The 26,932-nt window shown below is 51.0% G+C and carries 21 protein-coding genes; 12 read left to right on the top strand and 9 right to left on the bottom strand.

What is annotated here, in order from left to right; all coding sequences use genetic code 11:
* Window positions 1–5: 5 nt before the first annotated feature.
* From ACYQ27_RS08395 to ACYQ27_RS08370, 6 genes are all read left to right on the top strand, one after another.
* A complete protein-coding gene (locus ACYQ27_RS08395; RefSeq protein WP_456454140.1) occupies window positions 6–470 on the top strand; it encodes a 4Fe-4S binding protein in 465 nt (154 codons plus the stop codon).
* A complete protein-coding gene (locus tag ACYQ27_RS08390; RefSeq protein WP_456454138.1) occupies window positions 467–1,522 on the top strand; it encodes an FAD-dependent oxidoreductase in 1,056 nt (351 codons plus the stop codon). Before ACYQ27_RS08395 ends, ACYQ27_RS08390 begins: the two co-directional genes overlap by 4 nt.
* A complete protein-coding gene (locus ACYQ27_RS08385; RefSeq protein ID WP_460041470.1) occupies window positions 1,522–2,046 on the top strand; it encodes a 4Fe-4S dicluster domain-containing protein in 525 nt (174 codons plus the stop codon). The genes ACYQ27_RS08390 and ACYQ27_RS08385 overlap by 1 nt, the downstream gene beginning before the upstream one ends.
* Window positions 2,047–2,215: 169 nt before the next feature.
* Complete coding sequence (gene hypA / locus ACYQ27_RS08380) at window positions 2,216–2,635, top strand: hydrogenase nickel incorporation protein HypA (protein ID WP_456394630.1); 420 nt, start codon at window positions 2,216–2,218, stop codon at window positions 2,633–2,635.
* On the top strand, window positions 2,632–3,366 hold the full coding sequence (locus ACYQ27_RS08375; RefSeq protein WP_460041469.1) for an Mrp/NBP35 family ATP-binding protein: 735 nt from the start codon (window positions 2,632–2,634) through the stop codon (window positions 3,364–3,366). Before hypA ends, ACYQ27_RS08375 begins: the two co-directional genes overlap by 4 nt.
* A gap of 47 nt (window positions 3,367–3,413) precedes the next feature.
* A complete protein-coding gene (locus ACYQ27_RS08370; RefSeq protein ID WP_456394632.1) occupies window positions 3,414–3,890 on the top strand; it encodes a hydrogenase 3 maturation endopeptidase HyCI in 477 nt (158 codons plus the stop codon).
* 16 nt (window positions 3,891–3,906) lie between these two features.
* On the opposite strand, the gene ACYQ27_RS08365 is transcribed toward ACYQ27_RS08370, so the two are convergent.
* Genes ACYQ27_RS08365 through ACYQ27_RS08355 form a run of 3 tightly spaced genes read right to left on the bottom strand, consistent with a single transcriptional unit; the run spans window position 3,907 to window position 6,989 of the window.
* Entirely contained in the window at window positions 3,907–4,794 is an 888-nt protein-coding gene (locus tag ACYQ27_RS08365) for a hypothetical protein (RefSeq protein WP_460041468.1), read from the bottom strand.
* Between the two features lie 54 nt (window positions 4,795–4,848).
* Window positions 4,849–5,979, bottom strand: a complete 1,131-nt coding sequence (locus tag ACYQ27_RS08360) for an ATP-NAD kinase family protein (RefSeq protein ID WP_460041846.1) — start codon at window positions 5,977–5,979, stop codon at window positions 4,849–4,851.
* 56 nt (window positions 5,980–6,035) lie between these two features.
* Entirely contained in the window at window positions 6,036–6,989 is a 954-nt protein-coding gene (locus ACYQ27_RS08355) for a radical SAM protein (RefSeq protein ID WP_460041845.1), read from the bottom strand.
* Window positions 6,990–7,127: 138 nt separating this feature from the next.
* On the opposite strand from ACYQ27_RS08355, the gene ACYQ27_RS08350 reads away from it, so the two are divergent.
* On the top strand, window positions 7,128–8,396 hold the full coding sequence (locus ACYQ27_RS08350; RefSeq protein ID WP_460041467.1) for an MFS transporter: 1,269 nt from the start codon (window positions 7,128–7,130) through the stop codon (window positions 8,394–8,396).
* A 72-nt stretch (window positions 8,397–8,468) separates the two neighbouring features.
* Here the strand turns inward: ACYQ27_RS08350 and cdr are convergent, their stop codons facing one another.
* The 6 genes from cdr to ACYQ27_RS08320 all read right to left on the bottom strand — a co-directional run bounded on the left by cdr (window position 8,469) and on the right by ACYQ27_RS08320 (window position 19,710).
* A complete protein-coding gene (gene cdr, locus ACYQ27_RS08345) occupies window positions 8,469–9,800 on the bottom strand; it encodes a CoA-disulfide reductase (protein WP_460041466.1) in 1,332 nt (443 codons plus the stop codon).
* 33 nt (window positions 9,801–9,833) lie between these two features.
* Window positions 9,834–10,913 carry a DUF1464 family protein gene (locus ACYQ27_RS08340; protein ID WP_460041465.1) on the bottom strand — a complete coding sequence of 360 codons (1,080 nt, stop codon included), beginning with the start codon at window positions 10,911–10,913 and terminating at the stop codon, window positions 9,834–9,836.
* 39 nt (window positions 10,914–10,952) lie between these two features.
* A complete protein-coding gene (locus ACYQ27_RS08335) occupies window positions 10,953–12,119 on the bottom strand; it encodes a 60S ribosomal export protein NMD3 (protein WP_456454126.1) in 1,167 nt (388 codons plus the stop codon).
* Between the two features lie 5 nt (window positions 12,120–12,124).
* A complete protein-coding gene (locus ACYQ27_RS08330) occupies window positions 12,125–12,424 on the bottom strand; it encodes a DUF424 domain-containing protein (RefSeq protein ID WP_456394637.1) in 300 nt (99 codons plus the stop codon).
* Window positions 12,425–12,521: 97 nt separating this feature from the next.
* Entirely contained in the window at window positions 12,522–18,494 is a 5,973-nt protein-coding gene (locus ACYQ27_RS08325) for a S8 family serine peptidase (protein ID WP_460041464.1), read from the bottom strand.
* 175 nt (window positions 18,495–18,669) lie between these two features.
* The gene (locus ACYQ27_RS08320) at window positions 18,670–19,710 is read right to left on the bottom strand and encodes a hypothetical protein (RefSeq protein ID WP_460041463.1); all 1,041 of its coding nucleotides are present in this window, start codon (window positions 19,708–19,710) and stop codon (window positions 18,670–18,672) included.
* 66 nt (window positions 19,711–19,776) lie between these two features.
* Between ACYQ27_RS08320 and ACYQ27_RS08315 the strand changes: the two genes are divergently transcribed.
* The 5 genes from ACYQ27_RS08315 (at window position 19,777) to ACYQ27_RS08295 (ending at window position 26,909) form a co-directional block, all read left to right on the top strand.
* Window positions 19,777–22,239 (top strand): glycosyltransferase family 39 protein, encoded by a 2,463-nt coding sequence (locus ACYQ27_RS08315; protein WP_460041462.1) that lies wholly within the window; start codon window positions 19,777–19,779, stop codon window positions 22,237–22,239.
* Between the two features lie 145 nt (window positions 22,240–22,384).
* Window positions 22,385–24,736: a phosphoenolpyruvate synthase gene (gene ppsA, locus ACYQ27_RS08310; protein ID WP_456394641.1), complete on the top strand. Its 2,352-nt coding sequence runs from the start codon at window positions 22,385–22,387 to the stop codon at window positions 24,734–24,736.
* A 92-nt stretch (window positions 24,737–24,828) separates the two neighbouring features.
* Window positions 24,829–25,050 carry an AbrB/MazE/SpoVT family DNA-binding domain-containing protein gene (locus tag ACYQ27_RS08305; protein WP_460041461.1) on the top strand — a complete coding sequence of 74 codons (222 nt, stop codon included), beginning with the start codon at window positions 24,829–24,831 and terminating at the stop codon, window positions 25,048–25,050.
* A 9-nt stretch (window positions 25,051–25,059) separates the two neighbouring features.
* Window positions 25,060–25,473 carry a type II toxin-antitoxin system VapC family toxin gene (locus ACYQ27_RS08300; protein WP_456453894.1) on the top strand — a complete coding sequence of 138 codons (414 nt, stop codon included), beginning with the start codon at window positions 25,060–25,062 and terminating at the stop codon, window positions 25,471–25,473.
* Window positions 25,474–25,529: 56 nt separating this feature from the next.
* Window positions 25,530–26,909: an MATE family efflux transporter gene (locus tag ACYQ27_RS08295; RefSeq protein WP_460041460.1), complete on the top strand. Its 1,380-nt coding sequence runs from the start codon at window positions 25,530–25,532 to the stop codon at window positions 26,907–26,909.
* Window positions 26,910–26,932 lie beyond the last annotated feature (23 nt).

Genomic DNA, 26,932 nt, shown 5'->3' with positions numbered 1-26,932 from the left:
ATAGGATGTTCAAGCGCATTAGGGAACTTTTGGGCACAGAGAAAAAGAACACAGCATCCCCTGAAATTGGAGGAGGGGGCGGCTTGAATGTGGATGCATGCATAGGCTGCGGTCTCTGCGCCCAGGTATGCCCGTTCAATGCAATCTTTGTCATGGATAACGAAAAAAGGGTTATCTCCTTCCATCCAGAGCTCTGCGGGGAATGCAGCTATGAGTGCAATGAGATATGCCCGACCCGTGCAATAGAGGGACGCCCGGACAGGGCTAACATAGAGTTCGACTATGCCCACTGCAGGGTCTGCGGCAGGAAGCTGGATTATACTGTCAAGACCGCTGATTTTCTCTACCATAAACTCGAAAAGCTCTACGACCGTCCTGAAATTGTTTTCATGTGCGATAGCTGCAAGCATGAGAGAATCAAGGAACTCCCCGGGGAGTACACCAGATTTTTCGGGGGGAGGGTGAAGTGAGGGGTATGAAATTTTCATTCTTATGCAAAAACAAGCCCCCGCAAAGCGGGAGGAGGATAGCTATAATAGGGGCCGGCCCGGCAGGCTTAACGGCTGCCGGTTATCTGGTGTGCAAAGGACATCATGTTGACATCTATGATAAACTGCCAGAGCCCGGTGGGTTAATGCTGTTCGTTATACCTGAATTCAGAATTCCCGTGGAAAGGGTGAGACTCGGTGCAAAAGAGCTGGAGGAGGAGTTTGAGGTAAATTACTACCCAAGGACAAAGGTGATGGAAGGAGACAGGGAGGATGAGGGGGATGAATTTTATGAGAGGAGGATAGCCCTCAGTGAATTAATCAAAAAATACGATGCTGTTTTAATAGCAACAGGAATATGGAATGTCAGAAGAATTGGAATACCCGGAGATAACCTGAAAGGCATACTCTCACCTCTGGAACTCCTGTTCTGGATTAAGGGACGGGAGCTCGGTTATATCCCTGATGAGAGGGTGCCTGATCTTGAGGGCAAAAGGGTTGGGATAATAGGAGCTGGATTGACTGCGGTCGATACTGCCTTTGAGTGCAACCGTCTTGGGGCTAACGTGACAATATTCTACAGAAGAACCATCAGAGAGGCTCCCGCAGGGGCATATGAAATAAACCTCCTGAGAAATCGGGGAGTCAGGTGGATGGAGCTTGTAACACCAAAGAGGGTCATTGGTGAAAACGGTCGTTTAAGGGCCGTGGAACTCCTCAGAACCCGTCTCGGAGAACCTGATGCGAGCGGAAGAAGGAGACCGATACCGATTGAAGGTTCAGAGTTTCAGGTAGAGCTTGACTACCTCGTTTTCGCGATAGGAATGGTTTCAACACCGCCCGCAAATGGCAACGGCATTCTGGCTGTTGACCGGAGGGGCAGGATAGCGGTGGATAGCAGACACATGACAAGCATTGAAGGCGTTTTTGCAGCGGGCGACGTGGTGAACGGCCCGACCAAGGTTGGAAGGGCGATAAAGGATGGCCTCTACACCGCGGTAGCGATTGACAGATGGCTCAGGGGGGAGCTTTGATGGGGAGGAAATACCTCTATCTCGACTATCTCACGTGCATCGGCTGCGAGACCTGCGAAACCATCTGTGACTTCATCCACGATGGCAGTTCCTACATCAGGATTTACATCACAGAGAACAAACAGTATATTCCCATAAACTGCAAACACTGTGAAGACGCTCCATGCCTCAGGATATGCCCCACAGATGCCATATACAGGGATGTGGATGGGGCTGTCAGAATTAATGAAAAGAGGTGCATAGGCTGCCTTGCATGCCTTCAGGTATGTCCCTATGGGGTTCCGTTTTACGAGCTCAAAGTTAAGGCCATTACAAAGTGCGACATGTGCGCAGAGAGAAGGGAGGAGGGGCTTGAGCCCGCATGTGCCCTCATGTGCCCCGCAGAGGCCATCCATTACGGCCCTCTTGAGCTGGTTCTTGAGCTGGTTGAAGAAAGGCGTGCCAGGAACATCCCGGAGCATCAAAAAGAGCTAAGTGCTGAGGAGCTGAAAAGGAGCATCCTCTCCGGGTATACTGCTCTGTAATTTCCACTTTTTTGTCCAAATTTTGAAGGTTGCACGTGAATTCTGGGGCTGTCAGGGCTTTGGTTCGTTGCAAGGGAACTGAGAATCCGCACTTTCAGGCTATAAACTAAACGTTTTGAACTCCATAATTTTTAAGTTTCCGGGGGATACTCTAAATGGAGGTGCCGAAATGCACGAATGGGCATTAGCTGATGGTATTGTTAGAACAGCTGTGGAATTTGCAAACATGCACGGCAGGGATAAAATCCTGGCAATCAGGGTTGTCCTCGGAGAGCTTCAGGACGTTAATGAGGAGATACTGAGGTTTGCGATAGACGAAATCAAGAAGGGCACAATAGCCGAAGACGCCGATGTGGAGTTCGTCGTTGAGGAAGCGGAGTTCAGGTGCAGGAACTGCGGCCATGAGTGGAAGCTCCGGGAGGTGAAGGAGGATTTCAGCGAGCGCATAAAGGAGGACATACACTTCATCCCCGAGGTCGTTCATGCCTTCCTTGCCTGTCCCAGGTGCGGCAGTAGGGATTTCGAGGTTGTTAAAGGAAGGGGAGTTTATCTGGCGGCAATAAAGGTTGAGGGGGAGGAGCGAGCATGATAGCCATTGACCCGAGAATTAAAGCAATCGAAGCCCGCCTTGAGAACGTCAAAAGGATAATCCCGGTCGTGAGCGGGAAGGGCGGCGTGGGGAAGTCGCTGGTTTCAACGACCCTTGCACTGGCACTGGCGGAGAATCACAGGGCTGGACTGCTTGATCTCGACTTCCATGGGGCGAGCGACCACGTCATCCTCGGCTTTGAGCCGAAGGAGTTCCCCGAGGAGGACAGGGGAGTTGTCCCTCCGGAGGTTCATGGGCTCAAGTTCATGAGCATCGTCTATTACTCGGAGGACAGGCCAACACCAATGAGGGGGATGGAGATCAGCGACGCACTCATAGAACTCCTCGCCATAACACGGTGGGATGAGCTTGACTACCTCATCATAGACATGCCGCCTGGAATGGGAGACCAGCTCCTCGACATACTGAGATTCCTGAGGAGAGGGGAATTCCTTGTCGTTGCGACGCCCTCAAAGCTCTCCCTCAACGTTGTGGGAAAGCTCCTCACCCTGCTGAAGGAGCAGAAGCTGAAAATCCTCGGAGTTGTCGAGAACATGAAGCTCGACGATGAGCAGGGCATCAGGGAGCTATGCAGTGAGTTTGGCGTCCCCTATCTCGCAGGGATACCCCTGTACAGAGACCTCGAAGAGAAGATCGGCAGTGTCGATGTCCTTATGAGGAGCGAATTCGCTGAAAAGGTCAGGGGGATTGCGAAAATCCTCCAGTTTTAGTTTCAGTTTCGATTTTTAATTTTCTCCGAAAACTGGAGGTGACACAGGTGAATCTGAAGGAAATCCTCGGGAATGCAAGGAAGGTCGTGATCTGCGGGATAGGCAACGAAAACAGGGCCGACGACGCTTTCGGAGTGGTTGTTGCTGAAAAACTCAGAAAAACCCTCCAGAAGTCCGGTGTTGTCGTGATAAACTGCGGGGAAGTCCCCGAAAGCTACACGGGGGTTATAAAGAAGCATGAGCCTGATGCCGTCATCTTTGTGGATGCGATAGAATTTGGCGGAAAGCCCGGGGAGCTCGTCATCGCCGACCCCGAGGGAACGCTCGGAAGCGCGGCCTCAACGCACAGCCTGCCGCTCAGGGTCATAGTCCAGTATCTGAAAGCAGAGCTGAAGGGGTGCCGTTTTATTCTGGTCGGGTGTCAGCCGGGGAGCACCGCACTCTTCGGAGAAATGACAGAGGAAGTTAAAAAAAGTGCGGAAAGACTCGCGGGGCTCATAGAAGACATGCTAAAGGGGCTGTGAGAGAAGCTCCCCCTCCTCAACGCTTACGGTCTCGGTGGTTCTCGTGATGAGAGCCCCCCCTTCCCTTATGCACGTGCCTCCTCATGGCCCCGGGCGGAACTCCGTTGCTCTCGTATATAACGCTCTGGATATCGGGGTCGGTGTAGAGGAGGAGCGTTGGGCCGGCTATGTTAAGGACGGAATCTATGGCATACCTCGTCCCCAGCACGGTTAGCCTCTTCCTCGCGGGCCTCGTTAGGAGGGGCATCGCAGCGCTCCCCGCTGTCGTGTATGCCAGAACCGCAGCATCGTCAACCCCCACCATGACACCCCTTCTCTTTTCGACCGCAGCCGCGAGAACCAGAAACGCCGTTCCGACAACGCTCACGCTGTGTGCCTCCCCGAGGTTCACCAGAATGCTCCGTCCCAGCTCCGGCGGTTCTCCACCGTAAAACGCCTCGTCAAGCGCGGTGTAGCTTTCCATGATGACCTCGCTGTACTTCTCACCCGCTCTGGCAGCTTCAGGGACACTCGAAATTTTCCCCCGGAGAATATCGGCGTAGAGCCTGTCGGTGAGAACCCTGTCGAGCTCATAAACCGTCTGGAGGAGGGTTGCGGCGCTGTACAGATCCATCATGCCTTTCTTTGCCATCCTTATGGGGTCAAGACCCGCCGGTTTTCCGTCCTCTATCTTCAAAACCGTGTCAAACCCATCCTCCGGAAATTCGCCGTGGGTGTCGAAAATTATCGCCCCGTAGCCGAGCTTCCTGTATCCATCCGCAATATACTTCAAAACCCTGAGAGGGTCGTCATCAATCCCGAAAATCTTGAGGGTTCTTCCGTGGTAAATGGGGTCATAGTATATGCTCTTCTCCTCATCCCTAAGAATCTCAATGGCCAGCTTGCTGTACTTCATAAACTTCACCGGTTCAATATCGCCTTTGAAGTATAAACGGGTTCTGGTCTAAGCGAAGAAAAATCAAATCACCTTCACCATCCTCTCGGCCCAGGGGCTTATGCGCACCCGCATGTAGCCCTTCAGCCTTTCATCCACCTCTCTATCCCCAGTATAGACCCTTATTATACCCTTTTCGATTTTTGAAGGTGCCGCGACGACTGTTATGTTCTCCTTGGGTATGTGCCTGAGAACCTCAGCCGAAAACTGCTGGTTCCCCCTGCCGAAGAGAAATCCGAGACCCCCGATTACCGTAACGATGATTTTGGGGTTTCTATTGACAAAGCGGAGCAGATCCTTCTCCTGAGCATCCTTCACCAGAAGCCTCGCCTTCCCGTCTTTAATCTCGACAACATCCACCCCCAGGAGTGTTCCGTTTATGCCTAGCCTGTCCTTCAGTCTCTTAACCGTTGAGCCCGCACCGAGGAAGTATATCCCGTCCTCGAGCTCCTCGTGAAGGGCCTCCACCATTGCCTCAATGTCCTCCGCTTCATCCGTTCTGCTCGGCTCCTTAGCCCCCTGAACGAGAAGCTCAACGTAGGGGGTTAATGCCTTTCCGTAACGCCTCGGCCTCACCTCATCGTGCCTGAATGCATTTTCATCCAGATCCATTACATCCCTCTCCGCAATTCGGGTATTTCCCCTCAGGAACTCCACGACTATTCTGGCTGCATCTTCAGGGGAGGCAGCAAAAACACCGGAGAACATCTTAACCCCTGTGGGAATCCCGAGGACCGGCTTCTCCCTTCCTGCTGCAAGATAAACGTCCCTCGCAGTCCCGTCCCCGCCGGCAAAAAGTATCAGTTCCACATCATTGAGCATCCTCCTGACGAGGGTTCCGGTGTCCTCGCTGGTTGTATCCGGAATTCTGACCCCGAGAATGTTCCTGTACCCGATTTTTCTGTGGTTGATAACCTCAAACCGGAAGTCAAAATCCCCCAGCACCTCCTCACCGAGTCCATCCGGCCCCGTTACAAATTCAATCTCCCGCCCCTCGGGATAATGGGAGAGCTCATGAAGGAAAAGCCTCGCAAGGTCGGGGGCCACGGGCCTCGCACCCCTCCTGATTGCCTCCTCAACGACGCCGTCCGTGCCCTTAAGGGCAACCTTTCCGCCCATTCCTGCTATTGGGTTGACAACAAGCCCGATTTTCATCTTCATCACCACAGGTACATCCGATGACAGGTATTAAACCTGTTCCTATTCCTGCTCTAACCCCTATCCCTGCTCTTCAGCCTCCTCATATAGAACTTCTCTCCCCCATACTCAATCTCAATCAATTTTCCCGCCTTTAAAAGCTTTTCAACAACGTCCCAGCCTGCATTGGCCTTTTCAAGGAGCTTTTTAACTGCATCCTCCCTCATGGGATGCACAGCTGTTATGCCGAGCAGGTCATCTTCAACATTTCCCGTGAAGGCAAAGGCATTCCCCTCATAGCCGATGAGATACTCCACCCTTCCCTCCCCCAGAGCCTCCGCAAACAGCTGAAACGCCCGGTTTATAGTTTCCTCATCAGCGGGTTTAACCCACTTCTCAGCCGGCGGTCGGGTCGGGACGGCTATATACGCCACATCCGGCTTTAGAACTTTAAGGAATCCCGCAATCTTTTCAAGCTCATCTCCATAATCAACGCCATCAACGAGCATCGTCTCGGTTACAAGCCTCCCTTTGAACCCGTCCCTGAACTCAAGCATTCCCTCAAGTATGTCCTCCAGTCTGAGGCTCCTGTGCGGTCTGTCAATCCTCCTCCACAGATGCCAGCTCACCGCGTCGAGTTTGAGGGAAACAAAATCAAATCCCGAAAGCTCTTCCCTGACGTCCTCACGCCATATCAGGGAGGAATTCGTGAGGACTGCGAGGGGGATTTCAAGCTGCCTCAGGAGTTCGGCTTCCTTTCCGAGGTTTATATCGAGCGTTGGCTCACCATCGGGTACAAAAGTCAGATAATCAATCCCCTCTCCCATCTCCGCCGCCTCATGAACCTTCTTCTCCACCTCCCGTAGTATGCTCTCCGGATCGTAAAAACGCCTTCTCTTAACCTCCATCTTCAGCGTTCTCCCTATCTGGCAGTAGATGCAGGCGTAGGAGCACACCTTATCCGGGATGTTGTTTATTCCGAGGCTTTTCCCGAGGCGGCGTGAGGGAACCGGACCGAAAGCTATCATAACCACCACCGGATTAGGTTACCCTAAAAGCGTATAAACTTTGCCCGGCAGAATGTACAGCTCCGGACTTCAGAAGCATCAGACGGACAGGAAGCTTTATAAATCAATCCCCACTCCCGCTGAACCTAAGGTGGTAAAATGAGCCAGAGGATAAACGCAAGCCTCCATGCGAAGAGGGTTGCCCACATATACCACGGGGTTAGCTCAATAAGGACTCCCCGCTGGTTCTACTCATTCATACCCTTCAAAATAGCGACCGGAGGAAGTTCGCTGCTCATCCCGCTCTACCTGCTGGGTCTGGGGGGAAGTGCGAAGGATGCCGGCCTTCTGGTTGCCCTCGCAAGCCTCAGCTCGATGCTGGGAAGCCTGTTCTGGGGAAGGCTGAGCGACAGAACCCTCAAAAGGAAGCCCTTCATACTCATGGGCATGGCCAGCACATCCGTTTTTCTCCCGGCCATGGTGTTTGCGGGAACCCCCTACAGGCTCATGTTCCTGAACGCACTCTATTCGTTCTTTCTGGCATCCACCGTTTCCGTCCCCATAGTGCTCGTGCTCAGAAGCGTGAGGAAGTACCTCTGGGACTACGGCATCGGGAGGTTCAACCAGATATCCGGATGGGCGTGGGTTGGCGGGCTGGTTCTGGGACTGGGCCTGATAAGGAGCACCTCAATCCAGACGCTGCTGGTCATATTTGCCGCCATCAATGTGTTTTCGGTTATCTGGGCCGCCAGAACCATTAGAGAGGTGCCGATATACGTCAGCAGGGAGAACATAAGGAACTTCAGGAACCATGTGGTGGAAAAGGTGCGCTATATGCCGAGCTTCATCCTCCACACTCCCACAAAGGTCAAAAGCCTCAAGCACAGGGCGTTCTATCTCTCAGCCTTCCTTTTCTGGCTCTCATCAGGGATATATTTCACCCAGTTTCCCGTCTTCCTGAGCGGGGCGGGCATAGACAAAAGCATGATATACCTTGCAGCTGTGCTGAATTCCGGGATTTCAGCCTTCATGTATTTACGTGTGGGGTTGCTGCTCCAGAATAGGAACGGCCTTCATATCCTGAAAAGGGGCCTAGCGACCCGCCTTATCGCAGTTGGCATAATGGCGCTCTCAACCCTGATAAGCCCTCTCCTGCTGCCGGCTGCCCTGATCTCGTATGCCCTCGCGGGCTATTCCTGGTCTTTCATAGGCATATCCTCGACCTCGATAGTGGGCAGGCTTGCGGGCGACAGGGAGAAGGGCTCCGCAATGGGGTTCCTGAACCTTGTGAATTCCCTTGGATACATAGCAGGGAGCCTCATGAGCGGGTTCCTCGTGGACTACGGATTTGTCGCTGCCTTTACCGCCGGCGCCCTATTCGTGGCACTCAGTATGAGGGTGCTGAAGGGGCTAACCCTCTCCGTGTGAAGGTTTTGAACTCTCGTCTGAACCCTTTCCCTGAGTTCTGAAATCCGGATAAAAACAAAAGGCCATGATGAATCAGAACTTCAACCTCAGAACCCTCGCCAGAACCACGAGGGGATCCCAGACGGGGGCAAATGGCGGGGCGTAGGCTAAATCAGCGAAGAACAAATCTCTAACCGTGAAGCCGGCCTGAAGAGCAACTGCAAACGTATCGATCCTCGGAAGTATCTCCGCCCCAACAGCCTGCAGACCAAGGAGTCTGCCGGTTTCCTTATCCGCAATGCCCTTCAGCCAGATTTCCCTCGCCCCGGGATAGTAGTGGGGCCTCGTCCTTGCCTTTATAAAGGCGGTTTTGACATCATAGCCTTCCTTCATTGCCTCCGCCTCGGTCAGGCCGGTTTTTCCGATTTCCAAGTCCATGAATTTTGTTATTGAAGTCCCAAGAACTCCGGGGAAATGAATTTCTTTTCCGGCTATATTGCTGCCTGCCACATACCCCATCTTGTTTCCGGGGGGTGCAAGGGGAACCCACACCCTCCTGCCTGTTATCAGATGCCTCGTCTCTGCGACGTCTCCGGCAGCATAGACGTTCTCAACGCTCGTCTGCATCCTCTCATTTGTCCATATCGCACCGGTTTCACCTATTCTGACCCCCAACTGGCGGGCCAGCTCCGTGTTTGGCTTGATGCCAGTGGCGATTATCACGAGATCAGCCCTATATTCCCCGGCATCGGTGATGACCTTTTCCACCCTTCCATTACCCTCAAATTCGAGCGTCAGCTCCTCCAGTCTCAGGTTGAGGTGCTGCCTCATCGTTTCCTCAACAATATCAGTGATTTCCCTGTCAAAGGTTTTTCTCAGGACTCTCTCGCTCCTCCCGATGAGCGTTACCTCCTTTCCCTGAGCGGCAAAGGCTTCGGCCATCTCTACTGCGATATAGCCTGTTCCGATAACAACGACGTTTCTGACCTCGTTCCTCTCCATGTACTCCCGGATTGCTGCGGCATCCGGAGGCAGGTCTGTGGTGAAAATCCCTTCCAGGGAGCAGCCTTCGATTGCAGGAACTTGAGGTGATGCTCCGTTCGCAAAGAGGAGGTAGTCCCACTCATAGGTGTGCTCACCATCGCTTTCCCGAACCCTCACGTAGCCCTGTCCCACCTCCACAACCTCAGCGTTCAGATGGAGGTCTATGCCCCTCTTCTTTATGAAGAACTCCGGGGGATAGTGCATGAGCTTTTCCATAGGAGAGATGCCCTCAACCACATATGGGACACCGCAGGGGGCGTGGCTCACCCATTCCGTGGCTTCGAAGACCTTAACGTCCCATTCGGGTTTCAGCTTTTTCACCCTCGATGCAGCGCTCATTCCGGCAGCTCCGCCGCCGATGATAACAACCTTCTCTGCCATTCTTCATCACCACAAAGGGTTCAAAACCTAAGGTTAAAAAGGTTGATGGGCAGAATTGTAGAGCAGGGGAAACTTCACATAATCCAGAACGCTTCCTCCGGCTTTTTTAATTTCAGTGTGTTCGACCAAATCTTTAAACTGGCCTCCCATGAGACCGTCGCCGATTAACGCACTTCCCTGGGCGGCCTCTTTCGCTTTACCCTCCAGGCCTCTCTGCTTAACCACGGGCAAACCGAACCTTTCCTCGAACAGGTCTCCAACATCCTTTCTAAGCTCTTCGATGCGCATAAGCCTTCCGGAGAGGATTATCTCCTCAGGTTTTCTGACAACGGCCAGTTCGCTTGCTATCGCTTTTACAAAGCCGTCTTTCATCGCCTCCCATGCTTTTGCAAAGCTCTCCTCATCCAAGCGCCTGACAAACTCCTCCGGGGATAGAATTCCGCCGGAAGCTATTACGGAAGCTCCGCCGTAGAAGAGGTGCCACTTCTTTATCCTGCCGATCAGATATGCGACCTCCCCATCAAGAGCGCCGCTGTTCACAAATGCCGGGCCTGGGAAGATGGTTCCTCCAATGCCATCAATTATCTTTCCCTTCTCGACGGCACCGGCGAAGTTGTAGCCAAAGCCAACCTCAAGCAAAGCGAATGAAACTTCCTCGTAGGGAATGCCCAAACGCCTGGCCTGGTCGTGGATTGCCAGAAGGGTTATTGCCAGCTTATCCGCAGTTCCCATGTCGACCTTGTTGTATTTCCTGAATTCGGGCACGGTTGGGAGGTGTATTATCCCCGGAATGAACCAGACGTTCATCCCCTTCTCCCGCATCTCATCAACCATCTTCTGGAGACCGATCAAAACGGGAATCTCCTCCTCCCTGACGAGGGTCATCTCAAATCTGTCCATCTCTGTTAACTCACTGATGTGCTTCAGCGGAATGCCGTAGCCGGAAGGGCCGATTATTATATCAGCGTTAAACCCTTCAATGGCTTCCACGATTTTGCTTGGCTCCTCAGCCACAACTTCACTTGGAAAACTTAAATCAAGCTTTATTCTTCCATCTTCAAGGCCAACAACATCAAAGCTCCTCGTTCCTGGGTCAACACCTATAACCCTCATTCTATCACCCCGGGATTAGGGATTATAAAAATTGTGCGCTCATTCCTTCTTACCCCTGATGTAATATCTGCCTCTGATTTTCACGAGCCTGTAGATTTCCCCCTCTCTGAGCTCGGAATGCGGCATTTCGGTCTCAAAAGTCTCGTAGCTCTCCATGTCCATAAACTGAACCTCTCCCGGTGTTAAACTCGTCACCATGGCTTCCTTTTCCTCATGGGCAACAGCCTCAATCCTTTCCCTCTTTATGGTCTTCCAGTCGAGATGTTCGGTTCTCTGCGTGGAGAGGTTTCTCAAATTCATGCCCCTCCCGTCAACATGTTCAACCTCATATACATTGCCCTTTCTGTCCCCCACTATATCCCCTCTCCGGAATTTCGGCAGTCTGACACTTACACTCGTCCTGTAAACCTCCCTGCTCGTCTGCCTGTCCAGACCGACAAGCTCATAGGCTTCGCTTATACTCCCGCCGAATCTCTCCTTTATTGCCTGGGCGAGCTTTCTTGCGCTTGATTTGGAGCCCATATAAAAATCCAGTCCCTCCTCCTTCTCAATGGTGTCCTGAATGAATCCCATCCTGTCCTTGCGCATAATCTCGTCGACTTTTGCTTCAACAAGCTTTTCAACGGCCTTCCTTTCCTCCTCCGTGAGCTCTCTGTCTTCAGCCCTCACCTGCAGTATTGCTTCAAAATATCCGCCCAGAAACTTCTGACATCTAGGACAGACGGTCTGCCTCACGTATACCGTGACCCTCTTTCTCTCATCGTGAAGCTCCTCCTGGAGCTCATGAAGTCTGGCCTTAACGCGAACCTCATAGGTTATTATGCCTGGAAAATGCTCGATATGCCAGTCAACCGGCTGGAAAGCGACGAGGGCAGTTCCGGATGGCAGCTCTTCGGTTTCCTCAAGTTCCTCTGCGGGGACTATTTCAAACCTTCTAACCCTCTCGTCCAGGGAATCACCTATAACCTCCAGCAGGGCATTATCCGCGACCTCAAATAAGAGCTCCTCAAGCTCATATGTGCCGGGGTCAACCCAGATGCCCCTCTTTTTATAGCTGCCGCAGTTCTGGCAGAGCTCCGTATTTATTTCCTCCCCGATCAGCAGGACGGGGTTTTCCTTTCTGAAGCACACCTGACACAGGCCGTCTATAAGAGGCCCTCCTTCCTCCTCGCTTATTCCACACCTGTAGCAGAATTTCCCGCTCATGGTTCTCACCACAAGAGCTTTGCCATCTGGGCATGCGGGACTCCCTCTATATACAGAACCCTGTCCTCATCAACATATCCGAGCTCGATGGCCCTACCCACACACCTTTTTCCAACCAGATTGGCTATCGTTGCTTGGGCCAAAAGTTCCTCCAGTTCATCCACCTCCCGGAGCTCTCCACCGTAAAAGCGCTCTTTGACCTCCAGCTTCAGCTCCCCCTCCCTGAATGTCTTTCCAAGCAGCTCCTCATCGCATGCAGCCAGAAGAATCTCCCCCTGAACGCGGTAGATTTTAACGTAGATCATCTTATCCCCCTGAGCTTTGAAGGGAATAGGGGTTTAAAAGCTTAAGCTTTGAGAAATAGGGGAATAACAAAAAAAAAGAAAAGAAAGAAAATAAACTTCAGCCTTTGAGGGCTTTTTCAAGTATCTTGCAGGCTCTGTCCATGTCCAAATATGCACGTCTCAAGTAAATGAAGCCTTTTGTATCAGCGAACACTCCATGAATTGCCACTTTTTCATAGAGGCTAACTGCTTTATCTCTGTATTTAAGGGCTTCTTGTATTGTCGTGTTGCTGACGTTTGATGACAGTGCTTTCTTGTAGAGCTTCTCAAACAGCTGCATCCTGCCGATGTACTTCATATAGAACACATAGTTGAGCAGAGAGACCCTGGCCTTTATTATTGAAGGTGTGAGGTACTCAATGTAGACCTCTCCCGGTGAGTGAAGCTGTACCTTAACAGTCAGGAGGCTGTATGTATCATACTGTGTGAGCTCTGTGCTTATCACGTCCGCATCAATTGCCTTGACCGAATATTTAACTATATCCTTTGGAAGGATTACATAGAGAGTTGTTATGGCCTTGTGTGTTCCTTGGAGTTTCACAGTAATCTGAGCTTGTGTATCTGAGGTTATATTTGTGGCCTCTTCAATATTTGCTGTTCCTCCTTCGGTTTCTCCAACAAACACTGGTGCTGTTATTCCCTGTTCTTCAAGTTGCTGGATGGTTTCTGAATTAACCGGTGATTCTTCCTCTGTGCCGTAAGCGACCATCAGCTTAGAGCCATTGTACACCTTGGCAATAATCTTCATGGTGACATTGTCTGAGAGGAAGCCATAGGAGTAAATCTCTCCGTTTGTTAAGCTTACAGAGTAGAATGTTCTGTTCAGCGGCACATGGGCATACATTGTTACAAGGGCTCCCTGCTGCTCGGTGGCAAACTCCGCTATGGTTGCACCTGTTGATATCGTTACGTTTGTTACTTTAGCATAACCAATGCTCTCCATGAGTTTTGCAGTTTCAACTGGCTGTTCTGGTCTAACGCGCACAATGAAACAGTTGTTTTCAGTATTTACATCTCCACTGGCTTCTACGACAATCTTATATGTGTGGATGGCATCATCTACAATGGGTATTGTCAGGTTGACCTCATAGGTTTCACTGGCATTCAACTGGGAAATTGTTTTGCCGATAACCTCAACCGGAGCTCCATCCCTGTATAGTTCCACCTTAACTCCTGTAGCATTGTATGGTCCATGGTTCGTTATGTAAAGGGTCACGTTGTATGTTCCCCCTACTTCAGGTATTCCCGTCGTGTTAACTGCATCTATTGAAATGTCGTATGGTGATGGGGACAGGGTCACCGGAATCTGGAAGAGCATTGGGTTCTTGGAGGTTCCCATGATGATTATTCCCTGAAGAGGCTCCGTGGTGCTCATGTGCTCTGGGGTCAGATTGTATGCAACTTTAATCTTGTACTCTCCGTTTTCTTGGGTTATGTTGGCCACCTGAAGCTCATTACCCTGTATCGTTGTTATCTCAAGGTTGTATGTTGCGGTTCCGGGTGCAGGGTTATTGTACGCATTGACTTCAATCACGTACTGACCTGGAGTTGGGAATTTGATTGTAACTCTCTCGTCTGATGTTGAAGTGTATGATGCTCCAACAAGAATTAATGTTCCGCTCTGGTTGTAGTATACGTAGAGGTCAAGATCAAGTCCCACGAGGTCATCGTAGATGCTGTTCAGGTTGACATCAAGTATCGGCGAATTCGTGACATTGACCGTGTAGAAGTCCGACTCATCCGTTGGCGGTGCCATGACATTTCTGTATATAATCGGAGTGCTGAATCCAAAGGCGGCGACTTGAGGCTCCCCTGCCCACTCCGGAAGATTGAGGGTGAATGTCTTTTCCCCGGTCTGGGATGCTAAGACTCCAACCCACCTCTCCGGGTACATCCTTGCAAGCCCAACATTTCCATAGAACGTCCTGTAGCTGGCGTTTCCATCAAAGACAACATTGTGAAGCCACAGAGCATTCAAACCTGGCACCGCTCTGCCTGCTATGAGCTCCTCGTTGCCACCGCTTGATGTCTGGTATTTGAATATCCCTGCGGTTACATAGCCGTCATCGCTCCTTGCAATTTCGGTGAGATGATATGGCCCCATGACATCCGGGAACATGAGACTCCACTGATCAACCGATGGGGCGAGCAGATGCAGGTTGATATCAGTTATCGTGCCGTCCCATGCCACGTCAGTTAGCAGGTAGGTTCCGTCCTTCACTTCCGGCACGTTGAAGTAGAACAGTCTCCAGTCCCCGCTCTCGTATCTCCATTCCCAGTCCATATAACCATAGACGTTGCTGTTATCATACAGACCCGTTGCGTTTGTGTTGCCTCCAAATCCAAAATTCGGTGTTGGTGAGGCAACAACAACACTGATCGGGATTGTTGTTTCAACGCCATCATGCTTCATGTATATAGCCCCCTCATACACACCATATTGGGCATTATCCGGAACGCTCAGTGTTGCGCTGAAGGTGGCACTTCCATTTGCTGAGATATTCAGGGTGCTTGTGTTAACGCTAACCCAGCTCCACGGCACTCTCCTATAGAACTCGAGCTTGACTTTTGCTGGGTATGTTTCTGTTTTTCCATAGTATCTCAGGATGTCCCTGATCTGTATCCACATGTCATCGTGCATTTTCTTCAGCGGATCGCCTATCATCGCGGATGCAACCGTACCCTCCTTTGCAGACTGCTGAAGCAGATTGAAAGTTGGGGTAGTGGAGTTTGTATCCGGATCATAGACATAAGTAACGTCGTAAACCCTGAAGAACGGGTATGCGTCTGCTGAGTAGTCAGTGCCGTTGTCGAAGTATGTGTAGTTGACATAGAGGGTCACTTTCATCAGGTCGGTCCCGTTGGGTATTAAGCTCCCGATTGGGTAGAAGTACCATGAATTTCCAACGACATCAAATTCGACCTCTCCTATCTTCTTGAAGACCTCAGCAGATATGTTGACCTCTTTGGCCGAGGTCTGGTTCATGTTTTTGACTTCAAAGACCTGTGTGTCGCTCTCTCCGGGGTAGAGCACATTTGCAAGTCCCTCATAGTGAGTGGTTCCTGCCTGCCAGCTTGATGGAGATACTACAATTCCATCTATATGCATGGCGGCCTCAACAGCCCTGTATGAGTTGAGGAATCCCGCACCCTGGCTGAAGACATCATGGTCGACGTTCTTTGCGGTGCTCATGAGGATCTCCCTAACCTCCTGTGAAGTTGGCCATGTTCCATGAGTCTCGTAATATCCTTCATAGACGAGTGCAGCTATGCCTGCTGCCATCGGGGTTGCTAAACTTGTTCCTGCCCAGAGATCGCTCGCCCAGAACCCATCTCCGTACATATTGACAGGTTCGCTTCCAAGGGCGAACTCACCAACAGCGAGGACATCCGGATCCGGTTGTCCGAGGGCATTCGGCCCCCTGTTGGAGAAGTCCGCGACATCGCCATAGTTTGCAAGCTCCATGCTCCATGGGCCGTTGTCATAACCAAAGAGCCCTCTGTATCCCCACTCAACGGAAGCTCCGACGGTTATAACGAAGGGAGATGCACCATCACTTGTAACCGTACCATATCCGGGCCCTCCGTTTCCGGCGGCAAAGAAGAACGTTGATGTGGGAGCGTATATGCGCGTAATGTAGTAAAGGAACCTGTCCTCCCACGTGTATCCTTTGTTTATAATCGAGGAGATGCCGTAGCTGTTGCTAACTATCTGTGCCTCATCTCCCGTTCCTGGCATTCCATCGTAACCCTCAACTGCGAAGAAGACATAGTCAATCCAGCTTCCACCCTGGTAGAGGGAGCCTTCGGGAATTATCTTTGCTCCAATTGCGTTTCCATAGGTGAGTCCATAGAATGTTCTTCCTCTCGCTGCCACAGCAGCAGCACATAATGTTCCGTGATCCCCTCCGCCAGTGAGGAGGGTTCCTATCATAAACGCAACGAGTCCTCCGTTTTCAGGAATTCTAAGGGGCAGTCCCCATCTGGCTGCGACTTTCTGTGAGTATGGAATTGGGGTCTGACCATCGGCTATGAAGTATATTAATCCTCCTGAAAGATCTGCATAGCCATCCTGACCGAACCAGTTAGTGAAGGTATTCCAGAAGTCGAGCTGGATTACAGGGTTGTTCTTTGTGTGCCCCACATCCTTGTTGAAGTCTATCACAGTTGCGGGTGCTATGTCAGCGTAGACTGTATCATATGTCTGGTTGGCATTTGGGTCTGTAACAAGGATGAATCCTCCGTACCAGTAGGCCCAGAGGGCCAGATCAGGGTGGAGACCAATCTTCATTGTGCCGCTGACTGTTGGAACCTCAAGGGACTTGTTGAGGGGCAGCTTTATATCTATGTATATACCGTGGAGTGCTGGATCGTAAGCGTATGCTGTGTAGCCCACAATAAGCGGGGTTGCATTGGCATCAGGGTGTATATAGTCAGCATTCATATCGGTTGGGCTCTCATAGAGTCCCCAGTAAACCTCTCCGCCATAGAACGCATTGCCTGAATAGTCATAAATCACCGTGGGAACCGGGAAGTCTTCCATTACAGCGCTTGCATTCACATGGAGATAATCTACCGTGAAGTTGTACTTGATTGTGGTGTTGTCAAGTCCACCATCTTCCAGATAGTCTGGGCTTATAAGCCAGAGCTTTCCACCATTTTTGAGGTATTCCGTGAGGTTTCCAACATCTGAAACTGTGAGGGTGTTGTTGTCAGCTGCACCGGTGAACCATATGACAAGACTGTAGTTGCTAAGCACAGTGACATTTGGTCCATTTGCAGTTTCGTTTGGTACCTCATAGTAGGTGTAATTGGCTCCAATTGCATTAAGGGCCTTTATGTAGAATGTCTCAAGGGAGTCCCCTCCATCGTCATCAACGAGAAGAACGTTAGTGACATTGCCAATCCAGTTCAGGGTGTCATTGACGAGGGTTGTTCTTTCATTGTCATCCGGAACATTTGCAAGGCTCATGCTCGTGAAGACCGTTGTGTAATTCCCTTTGTATCCAATTCCGAAGTATCCCGCTAACAGATAGGGCTGTATATCATAGCTCGTGTTTGCATACCATGAGTATAGATATCCTGTAAATGTTGCAAAATCCGCAAACGTGTATCCCTTCATTAGGTATGCTAACATTGAATTATCGTCAAAGGCAATTGGCCATCCGTAATAGGGTGAGTTCGGATTCGTGTCTACTGCGTATGCATCCTGAAGGTCGGGGTTGCCAAAGTCGACACCGCTGTCAATAACCGCCACCTTGACACCGGAGCCTGTTACGCCAAGGTTGAACCAAGTATTCCAGGAGCCGTGGTGATAAATCGCAAAGTAATCCTGCGGTTCGGGAGTCGGTTTAGATTTCATCTCTGGTTTGCTGATGGTTACCTCTCCTTTTCTGGCAGGGCTGTTTTCCTGAAGCTCTTTGAGCTTACCTGACAGCATGTCTTTAAATAGAAGTATCTTCTTTCCATCAAGGGAGCCTTTTGGCTTCCAATTCCTAATCCTTCCGGCAAATTTCGAATGGGGCAGGGTTATTTTTTCCACTGAAGATTTGTCTCCGACGTCTTTTTTAATGCCAATTGGCTCTACGGGGTTGATTCTTGTTACACTTTCTACCTGTGGAATAGAGGCAATTTTTATCAGTACTGGAATACTCTCCTTTTTAACTGGAAGCATTGCCATGTAGAAGATATCTCCCAGAATTTTTGTTTTACCCACAATTTTGATTCCTCTTAGCTTCTTGGATATGTCCTCTTTTGCCACTATATGTATCATTACAAACTTCTGACCATCGATTTCCATGACATTCTTTGAAGTTTTTCCATTTAAGATATCAAAGAGGATAGGTTCAATTTTCTCTTTTGCTGGAATCTGATTCTCTGCATAGGTGTTCCTTAGATTCACCTTCGATACTGCAACGGTGGCTGGAATGTTAGTGGATGAAGTCTCGGCGCCCACAGGTGGTAGGGCTATTGGCGCTAGTGATATAATCATCAAAAACGCCACCAAAAGGCTCAATGCTTTTTTATTCATCCTGACACCTCCAAATTGTTGGTACTCACTTATGCTAGAGGATACATGGATATAAATATTTCGTTCATTGGGGTAGTAATTCTAATTTGAATGCATTATCATGAGTAGTGGCGTTCCATATCGAACATGAATGTATATTATAGGAGGGTAATCCAAATAAAACTTAAAACTTAAATCACTCAATGTTTCTAAAAAGCAGGGCTGAAAGTATCAGCAGCAGGGTAAACGCATCCATGCCTGTCTCAATGGTATATATCAGGAGGGAGAGCACAAGGGCAGAGGTTTTCGGATTCTCCTCCGCACACCTCAGGAAAACTCCAAAAAGATAGGCTTCAGCAACCCCAAGGACTCCAAAATCCGCTATTGGCTGTCCGAAGAGGAAGTAGGTGTAGTTCGTTTTTGCACCGAAGAGCTCCCCAACAAGGTGGCGGGGATTATCGCTCATAATCAGACTTCCGTGAAAGAGGCCCAGGGGGAGTGAGAGCCGGACTATGTTGTGAAACACCAGAAATGTGAACCCAATTCTGACCATCAGGTGTTCAAGTCCGTGGCTCAGGTAGAGAATCGAGGCGGCCACGGTCAGGAGGCTGAGGGATAAGCGCACATCCAGCCGCAGCACCCCTTCGAAATAGAGGTCAAAGAGATACCCCATGAATATCAGTATCATCAGGGAGCGGAAAGTTCCCAAGAACAGAAGCACCTCGAGAAGTATGAGGAGAAGGGTTTTAACCTTGATGGATGTTTTTAAATAGATTATGGCCACAAGCCCGAAAAATGCTGCCATGACGAGAAATCCGACGAAGCGGTATCTGAGGGCGGGATTCAGCAGGGGTACGCCGCCCACGGAATAAAGGGTTAGCAGGGTTACAAATGCAGAAAGGAGTGAAATTTTTGCGTGGAATTCTGAAGGTTTCAGCCTGAACAGGTAGGTGGCTACAAGCACGGCGGCAGCGATTGGTGCCCACGGGAGCTCAAAGAGGGAGAGAAGCAGAATAGACAATGCAAGAATCCTGTCATTGAGCTTTAAGGGTTTAATATAACCGAGAGCCATGAAGGAGAAGAAAAGGAGCGAAAAAACGGTGCCCATCAGAAGCATGGACGAGGAGAACCCCTTTGCATAAATCAGATTGCGGAGGTTTTTATCAAAATAGTTGGAATAGAGAGCAAGGGTCAGGTAGCTGAAAAAAGCCAGGCTAAAAATTTTTAACCCCTTCACATTACCACCAAATTAAGCTTGGGAGTTACAGGTTATAAAGATAAAGATTTGAGGGGTGCTTAACTCATGAGAGCAAGAGAGAGAACATATCTGCCAGTCCTTCTTACAGTATCCTTTCTTCTGAGGCTGATTCCACACAGGACTCTGCTCCTAGCGACATACGACGAATACCTCCACAGGGCAATAACCCTGAGGCTCGTGAGGGAGGGACTTGGTTCGGTCTCGCATGACATACTTTCCCTCCTCGGACTCAGAGCATACAGCTATCCCCCGATGTTTCACATTATCGGGGCATTGGTCTACAGGGCATTCCCGTCGAACTATGTGTTCCTGATACTGCCGGCGGTGTATGGCACCATAGCGGTTTTCGGCTTCTACCTGCTCTTTAATGAGCTGATTCAGGACAGGAGAAAGGCATTTCTGGCCACAGTTTTTCTTGCATTTGCCCCCAATTTCATCTACAGGACGAGCCTCTTCATTCCCGAAAACCTCGGACTCGTCCTCTTCTCATTCAGCATGCTTTTCCTGGTTCGCTTCCTCAGACACAGGAGGGTTTTCGATTTGATAATCCTCGCAGCCGTCTTCACCGTTTATACCTTCACCCACAGAGGATGGGTCTTCTTTGCAATCGCCTCCGTGATAATAATTGCTTCGGTGCTCTGGCCCGTGCTCAGGAAAAACCTCCAGTACGTAATTGCGGCGGTCATCCTTGTATACATGATATACGTGAAGGTGGATTTCGTGCACTCTCTGGTCAGCGATTTCTTCCTGAGGATGCAAAAAAGCGAGGTTAGCTTCCTCGGTTACTTCAAGTGGGTCGGTGTGATTCAGCTCGTCTTCGGGGTTCTCGCCACCAGGATGTACTTTGAGAGGGATTCAATCCGCCGGGGCTTTGCTCTCTGGGCATGGGCATTCCTGCTCTGGGGCGGCATCTCATTCAGGTTCAGAGACCCCTATGCGGCCATCCCCCTATCCGCCATGGCTGCCGAGTTTGTTGTTGAAAAGGTTGTCCCCAACATGGGGCATGCTGCCAGGCTTGTGGTGGAGGGCATCCGGGGTTTCGGTGCATCTGCAATAAAGAGAATCGTTATGAGCCGGTATGTACAGACGGCACTGATAATCGCCCTACTCCTAATTCCTGTTGCCCAGGGTGCTTACGGAGCTGCAAAATACATAACACCTCCCTCCGTCACGGACAGGGAGGCCTATGAGTGGATTAAAGAGAACACGCCCCAGAATGCGGTGTTTCTTGTGTGGTGGGATATGGGGTATCTTCTGATAGGCAACACCCACAGAAAGGACATCGTCATATGGAAGAAGGTCTATCAGGGCTTCTTTGAAAAAGCACCAACACCCAAGGAAGCCATTAAAGCCTACGGGGATCATGTTGTCATGTTCAGCTCCAACCAGAGGGAGAGGGCATACTATCTCATGAAGCTTTACAATGTGAGCTACGTCTTCGTCGACAAAAAACGCCGGAGCTACGGGCTGATAAAATACGGGCTGATGGAGTATGCTCCATACGACACACACTTTAAGCTGGAGTTCTGCAACGGGAATGCGGAAATATATCGTTTTATTCCGAATCCACAGCTCCAGCCGTGGGATTTGAACCCGCTGAATTACACTGGCAAATATGCCCCTCTGGTTGGCTATCTTGAGAAGTTCTGGACAGGCTACAACTACGCTGACTTTGATGACAGATACAAGGCATACTTTGACCTGAATGCGTGGATAGTGAGGATTTACCTTCAGCTCTACAGGAAGACCGGTGATGAAAGATTCAGGGAGAGGGCAGAGTGGCTTCTCAGGTGGCTGTCCTACAAGCAGATGAATGATGGAGCATTCCCCGCGGGAGTCCCGCCCAACGACTTCACACTCTACACTGCATACACGCTGGAGCCTCTTGGAAACATGTCCTTTGCCGGCAGGGGAAAGGCACTCAATCTGCTGAAGCGGAGGGAGAGGAGTGACTTCATAATGACGACTCCGAAGGATAAGCGGGGAGGGCTCGTTACGGATGCGCTGATGCTGCCCATTTACAGGGAGCTGGGAGTGCTCAACAAAACGACCGGGAGGAACATCCTGAAGAAGATACTCGACGAGCAGAAGGGAGACGGTAGCTGGAACGAGAACCTCGGAACGACAACGGCAATAGCCTCAAGCCTTGCCAGATACTATCAGCTGACGGGCAATGAGACGGTTCTGGAGGCGGTGAAGAAGGCCGCTGAATGGCTGAAGGGGCAGGAAAACGAAGACGGCAAATTTAAGGGCGAGAAGGTTGAATACGGCTACTCCCGTTCAACCTATGCTAAGGCCCTCATGATATATCACATCGCCGGAATGTCGGGGATGGAGGACAAGGTTTTCAGGCTAATAACAGGTACATTCAATCCCTCAAAGGAGCAGCACCCCCTGCAGGCGGTAATTGACATTTACAGAATACTCACATACATATACGGGGAAGACAGGGCAGTGCAGGTTCTAAACAGCATGCTGGAGCAGCACCCGCTTCCGGATTTCAGCTGACCTATCTGACCTGAAAATTGCCGGATGCACACATTCACCCTTTTTTTCATTCCTGTGCCCCAGAGAACACATCTGGATAGTTAATTTTAAATAGGAGTCCCCGTATATCACCACCGGTTATTCATTCTAAAAAGGAGGGATTGAGATGGGTGAATACAAGTTTATAAAATGGTTTGAGGAGCTCAAGAAGGAAGATGTGCCCCTCGTGGGAGGAAAGGGTGCAAACCTTGGAGAAATGACACAGATGGGAATTCCCGTTCCACCGGGATTCTGTGTCACGGCGGAGGCATACAAGTACTTCGTTGAGAACGTCAGGGTTGAGGACGGAAGGACGCTTCAGGAATGGATTATGGACGTCGTCAGCAGGACAAACGTTGATGACTCAAAGGAGCTGCTTGAGAACACGGCAAAGATAAGGGAGAAGATAATCTCAATGGACATGCCGAAGGAGATCGCCGAGGAGATACTTGAGGCATACCACAAGCTCAGCCAGAGGTTCAACAAGGATGCGGTTTATGTTGCGGTTCGCTCTTCAGCCACAGCTGAGGATCTCCCCGATGCAAGCTTTGCAGGCCAGCAGGAGACCTACCTCGATGTCTATGGCGATGAGGACGTCCTCAAGAACGTCCAGAAGTGCTGGGCATCACTCTGGACTGCAAGGGCCACATTCTACAGGGCAAAGCAGGGCTTCGACCACACGAGGGTCTACCTCTCAGCCGTTGTCCAGAAGATGGTCAACAGTGAGACAAGCGGTGTCATGTTCACGGCAAACCCGGTCACCAACGACAGGAGCGAGATTATGATCAACGCCGCCTGGGGACTCGGTGAGGCCGTCGTTAGCGGTGCGGTTTCACCTGATGAGTATATAGTCAAGAAGGGAACATGGGAGATAAAGGAGAAATACATCGCCAGAAAGGAAGTCATGTACGTCAGAAACCCTGAAACAGGCAAGGGAACCGTTCTCGTCAAGGTGGCAGATCACCTCGGTCCAGAGTGGGTTGAGAAGCAGGTTCTCACCGAGGAGCAGATCATCGAGGTCGCCAAGATGGGCGCCAAGATTGAGGAGCACTACGGCTGGCCGCAGGATATCGAGTGGGCCTACGACAAGGACGACGGCAAGCTCTACATCGTTCAGAGCAGGCCGATAACAACCCTCAAGGAAGAGGTCAAGACGGAGGAGGCTGAGATGACAGAGGAAATGAAAGTCCTTCTCAAGGGTCTTGGAGCCTCACCCGGCGTTGGTGCCGGCAGGGTTGTCATACTCCTCGATGTTAGCGAGATCGACAAGGTCAAAGAGGGAGACGTCCTCGTAACGACCATGACCAACCCGGACATGGTTCCGGCAATGAAGAGGGCTTCCGCTATCGTCACCGATGAGGGCGGAAGAACCTGCCACGCCGCAATTGTCGGAAGAGAGCTCGGAATCCCCACGGTCGTGGGTGCCAAGGTCGCCACCAAGGTTCTCAAGGACGGCATGCTCATCACCGTCGACGGTACCAGGGGTGTCGTCTACGAGGGCATAGTCAAGAGCCTCGTCAAGAAGGAGGAGGAAGAGAAAGCCGCAGGACAGGTCGTCGTTGCCGGTGCTCCGCTCGTTACAGCCACAGAGGTCAAGGTCAACGTCTCAATGCCCGAGGTTGCCGAGAGAGCAGCAGCCACCGGTGCCGACGGTGTCGGTCTTCTCAGGGCAGAGCACATGATCCTCGGCATAGGTGCCCACCCGATCAAGTTCATCAGGGAGGGCAAGGAGGAGGAGCTCGTCAACAAGCTCGTCGAGGGTATCAGAAAAGTTGTTGAGGCCTTCTACCCGAGGCGCGTCTGGTACAGAACCCTTGACGCCCCGACAAACGAGTTCCGCGAGCTTCCGGGTGGAGAGGAAGAGCCGGACGAGAGGAACCCGATGCTCGGATGGAGGGGTATCAGGAGAGGCCTTGACCAGCCGGAGCTTCTTAAGGCCGAGTTCAAGGCCATCAAGAGGCTCGTCGAGGAGGGCTACGACAACATCGGTGTCATGCTCCCGCTCGTCAGCCACCCAGAGCAGATCAGGAAGGCCAAGGAGATAGCCCTCTCAGTCGGCCTCGTGCCGCACAGGGACGTCGAGTGGGGCGTCATGGTCGAAACTCCCGCTTCAGCCCTCATCATAGAGGACCTCATCAAGGAGGGCATCGACTTCATAAGCTTCGGTACCAACGACCTCACCCAGTACACCCTCGCCATCGACAGGGACAACGAGAGGGTCTTCAGGCTCTACGACGAGAAGCACCCGGCAGTGCTCAAGCTCATCGAGAACGTCATCAAGGTCTGCAAGAAGCACGGCGTCGAGACCAGCATCTGCGGTCAGGCTGGCAGCGACCCGAAGATGGTCAAGCTCCTCGTCAGGCTCGGCATTGACAGCGTCAGCGCCAACCCGGACGCGGTGGAGCTCGTCAGGAAGACCATCGCCAGGGAAGAGGCCAAGCTCAGGCTTGAGGCCGCAAGGAAGGCCCTTTTTGAGTGAGTTCCCTCCCTTTTTCTCTTCGTTTTTGAAATCAAACCCGTAACTCCAAAAACCTTATTTAATCCCAGCACACATTATTTAATGGTGATACAATGACAGCTGTGGAAGTAAAAAGGATTGATGCCCAAGGTAGATTGGTAATACCAAAATCCTGGCGTGAAAGGTGGGGAAATGAGGTAGTTCTCGTTGAGTTTGAAGACAGGATTGAGATAATCCCCCGAAAGAAGCCGAGGCTCTCACGGTTCTTTGATATTATCGATGCCGAGGTGAAAGGAACCGACTTAGAAAAAGAACTGCTGGAGAGCCTTTACTGAGGTGTCTTTATGAGGTTTGTAGATGCTAACATCTTCTTATATGCCCTTCTAAAACCCAAGCCGAACTTAAGTCCAGAAATAATAGAACGAAAGAAAAAAGCCCAGGAAATCCTCAGGAGGATCGAAGAAGGAGAAGAAGTCGTTACAACGATTGTGCATCTAAGCGAAGTGGCCAACATAATAGAGGCAAAAGTGAACTTAACAACTGCACTTGAGTTCGTGGAGGAACTACTGACCGCCCGGAACGTTACGGTTCTGCCGGTTGAGGTTGAGGACTATTTAAAGGCCTCACTAATAGCGTCTGAAAAAAGGGTGAGCATAAACGACGCCCTTGCATATCTAAAAATGAGGGAGCTGAAAATAGATGAGATATACACCTTTGACAGGCACTTTCTTAACTTCAGCTTCACCCTTCTCCCCTGAGCTGGCTCTTTTATCCACAATAAGCTTTTTATACCAACGTTTCGACAGCCATCTCAATGAAGCTGGAGGAGATGCGCGACCGGATTCTCGAAGGCCCCATAGTGAAAACCCTCATCATCTTAGCCTATCCCCTCATAATAAACCAGCTCGTCCAGGTTCTCTACAACCTAACTGACACTTTCTGGCTGGGCAGGCTCGGAAGGGAAGAGCTCTCCGCACCGGGAACCGCATGGCCGCTGGTCTGGTTTTTCATGGCAATCGGTATGGGCTTCGCAACGGCAGGCTTTGCCTTTGTTAGCCAGTACGTTGGAGCGGGGGAATACAGAAAGGCAAACCGCTATGCCGGAGCGCTCTACTCGCTCATGATGCTATTCGCAGTTGGCGTTGGGATATTCGGGGTCATCTCCGCCCCCTATCTCCTCAGGTTCATGAATGTTAGCAGCACCGTTTACCCCTACGCCCTCAAATACACACGTGTCATCTTCGCGGGGATACCCTTTGCCTTTACGCTCTTTGCCTTCAACTTTCTCCTGAGGGCCGTTGGCGACACCAAGACCCCCGTGAAGATAAACATCGCCACCGTTCTCCTGAACCTCGTCCTTGACCCGTTCTTCATCTTCGGCTGGCTTGGCTTTCCAAGGCTCGGAGTCGTCGGTGCGGCGGTTGCGACGATGCTTTCAAACAGCCTCGGCTCCCTCGTGGGGGGATATCTGCTCTTCACGGGAAAGGTTGGGATACACCTCACGCCGGAAACCCTCAGACCCGAGGTGCATTTCTATTCAAGAATCTTCAGGGTTGGCCTGCCATCGAGCATAGGCTACTCCACGACGGCTCTCGGTTTTATATTCCTCGCAAGGATAATCTTCACCCTCGGCGGCCGGTTTGGCAACGCTGATGTGGCCTTCGCAACCTACTCGATAACCAACCGCCTGACGAACTTCATGTTTGCCTTCTCGGACGGAATAAGCATGGCCATGGGAACGATGATAGGCCAGAACGTGGGCGTAAAGCTCTACAACAGGGCAAAGACGATAGCTGAGAAGACGATGCTGATAAACTTTGCCATTCTGAGCGCAGGGACGCTCCTCTTCGCGCTTTTCAGGGTTCAGATATTCAGCTTTTTCATCAGAGATGCCGCAATCATAGAGGAGAGCGCCAAGGTTGTGAGGTACTTCTCCGCATCGCTGCCGTTCTTCGGGATATTCTCCGCAGTCAACGGAGTTTTCCAGAGTTCCGGACACACAAAGAAGGGCATGGTGCTGGGAATGCTCAGGCTCTGGGGACTTCGCCTGCCCATGAGCTATGGGCTGGGCCTCCTCATGAGGGACACAGCCGGAATGTGGCTGGGAATGGGCTTAAGCAACTTCCTCGGGGCCCTTGTGGCGCTCGCCTGGTTCATGAGGGGGAGCTGGATGAGGAGGATAATCGAGGGGTAAGTTTTTATAGTTCCGCTTCGATC

This window comes from Thermococcus atlanticus (assembly GCF_054657855.1).
The sequence above is the reverse complement of the archived record's forward strand: the minus strand, read 5'-3'. Positions and strand labels throughout refer to the sequence as shown.

Bases quoted from the DNA above. Each gene is read 5' to 3' on its own strand.
- cdr (WP_460041466.1), bottom strand. From the start codon at position 9,800: ATGGCAGAGAAGGTTGTTATCATCGGCGGCGGAGCTGCCGGAATGAGC.
- ACYQ27_RS08335 (WP_456454126.1), bottom strand. From the start codon at position 12,119: ATGAGCGGGAAATTCTGCTACAGGTGTGGAATAAGCGAGGAGGAAGGA.
- ACYQ27_RS08295 (WP_460041460.1), top strand. From the start codon at position 25,530: ATGAAGCTGGAGGAGATGCGCGACCGGATTCTCGAAGGCCCCATAGTG.
- ACYQ27_RS08375 (WP_460041469.1), top strand. From the start codon at position 2,632: ATGATAGCCATTGACCCGAGAATTAAAGCAATCGAAGCCCGCCTTGAG.
- ACYQ27_RS08300 (WP_456453894.1), top strand. From the start codon at position 25,060: ATGAGGTTTGTAGATGCTAACATCTTCTTATATGCCCTTCTAAAACCC.
- ACYQ27_RS08340 (WP_460041465.1), bottom strand. From the start codon at position 10,913: ATGAGGGTTATAGGTGTTGACCCAGGAACGAGGAGCTTTGATGTTGTT.
- ACYQ27_RS08350 (WP_460041467.1), top strand. From the start codon at position 7,128: ATGAGCCAGAGGATAAACGCAAGCCTCCATGCGAAGAGGGTTGCCCAC.
- ACYQ27_RS08385 (WP_460041470.1), top strand. From the start codon at position 1,522: ATGGGGAGGAAATACCTCTATCTCGACTATCTCACGTGCATCGGCTGC.
- ACYQ27_RS08315 (WP_460041462.1), top strand. From the start codon at position 19,777: ATGAGAGCAAGAGAGAGAACATATCTGCCAGTCCTTCTTACAGTATCC.
- ACYQ27_RS08330 (WP_456394637.1), bottom strand. From the start codon at position 12,424: ATGATCTACGTTAAAATCTACCGCGTTCAGGGGGAGATTCTTCTGGCT.
- ACYQ27_RS08325 (WP_460041464.1), bottom strand. From the start codon at position 18,494: ATGAATAAAAAAGCATTGAGCCTTTTGGTGGCGTTTTTGATGATTATA.
- hypA (WP_456394630.1), top strand. From the start codon at position 2,216: ATGCACGAATGGGCATTAGCTGATGGTATTGTTAGAACAGCTGTGGAA.
- ppsA (WP_456394641.1), top strand. From the start codon at position 22,385: ATGGGTGAATACAAGTTTATAAAATGGTTTGAGGAGCTCAAGAAGGAA.
- ACYQ27_RS08355 (WP_460041845.1), bottom strand. From the start codon at position 6,989: ATGATAGCTTTCGGTCCGGTTCCCTCACGCCGCCTCGGGAAAAGCCTC.
- ACYQ27_RS08360 (WP_460041846.1), bottom strand. From the start codon at position 5,979: ATGAAAATCGGGCTTGTTGTCAACCCAATAGCAGGAATGGGCGGAAAG.
- ACYQ27_RS08395 (WP_456454140.1), top strand. From the start codon at position 6: ATGTTCAAGCGCATTAGGGAACTTTTGGGCACAGAGAAAAAGAACACA.
- ACYQ27_RS08305 (WP_460041461.1), top strand. From the start codon at position 24,829: ATGACAGCTGTGGAAGTAAAAAGGATTGATGCCCAAGGTAGATTGGTA.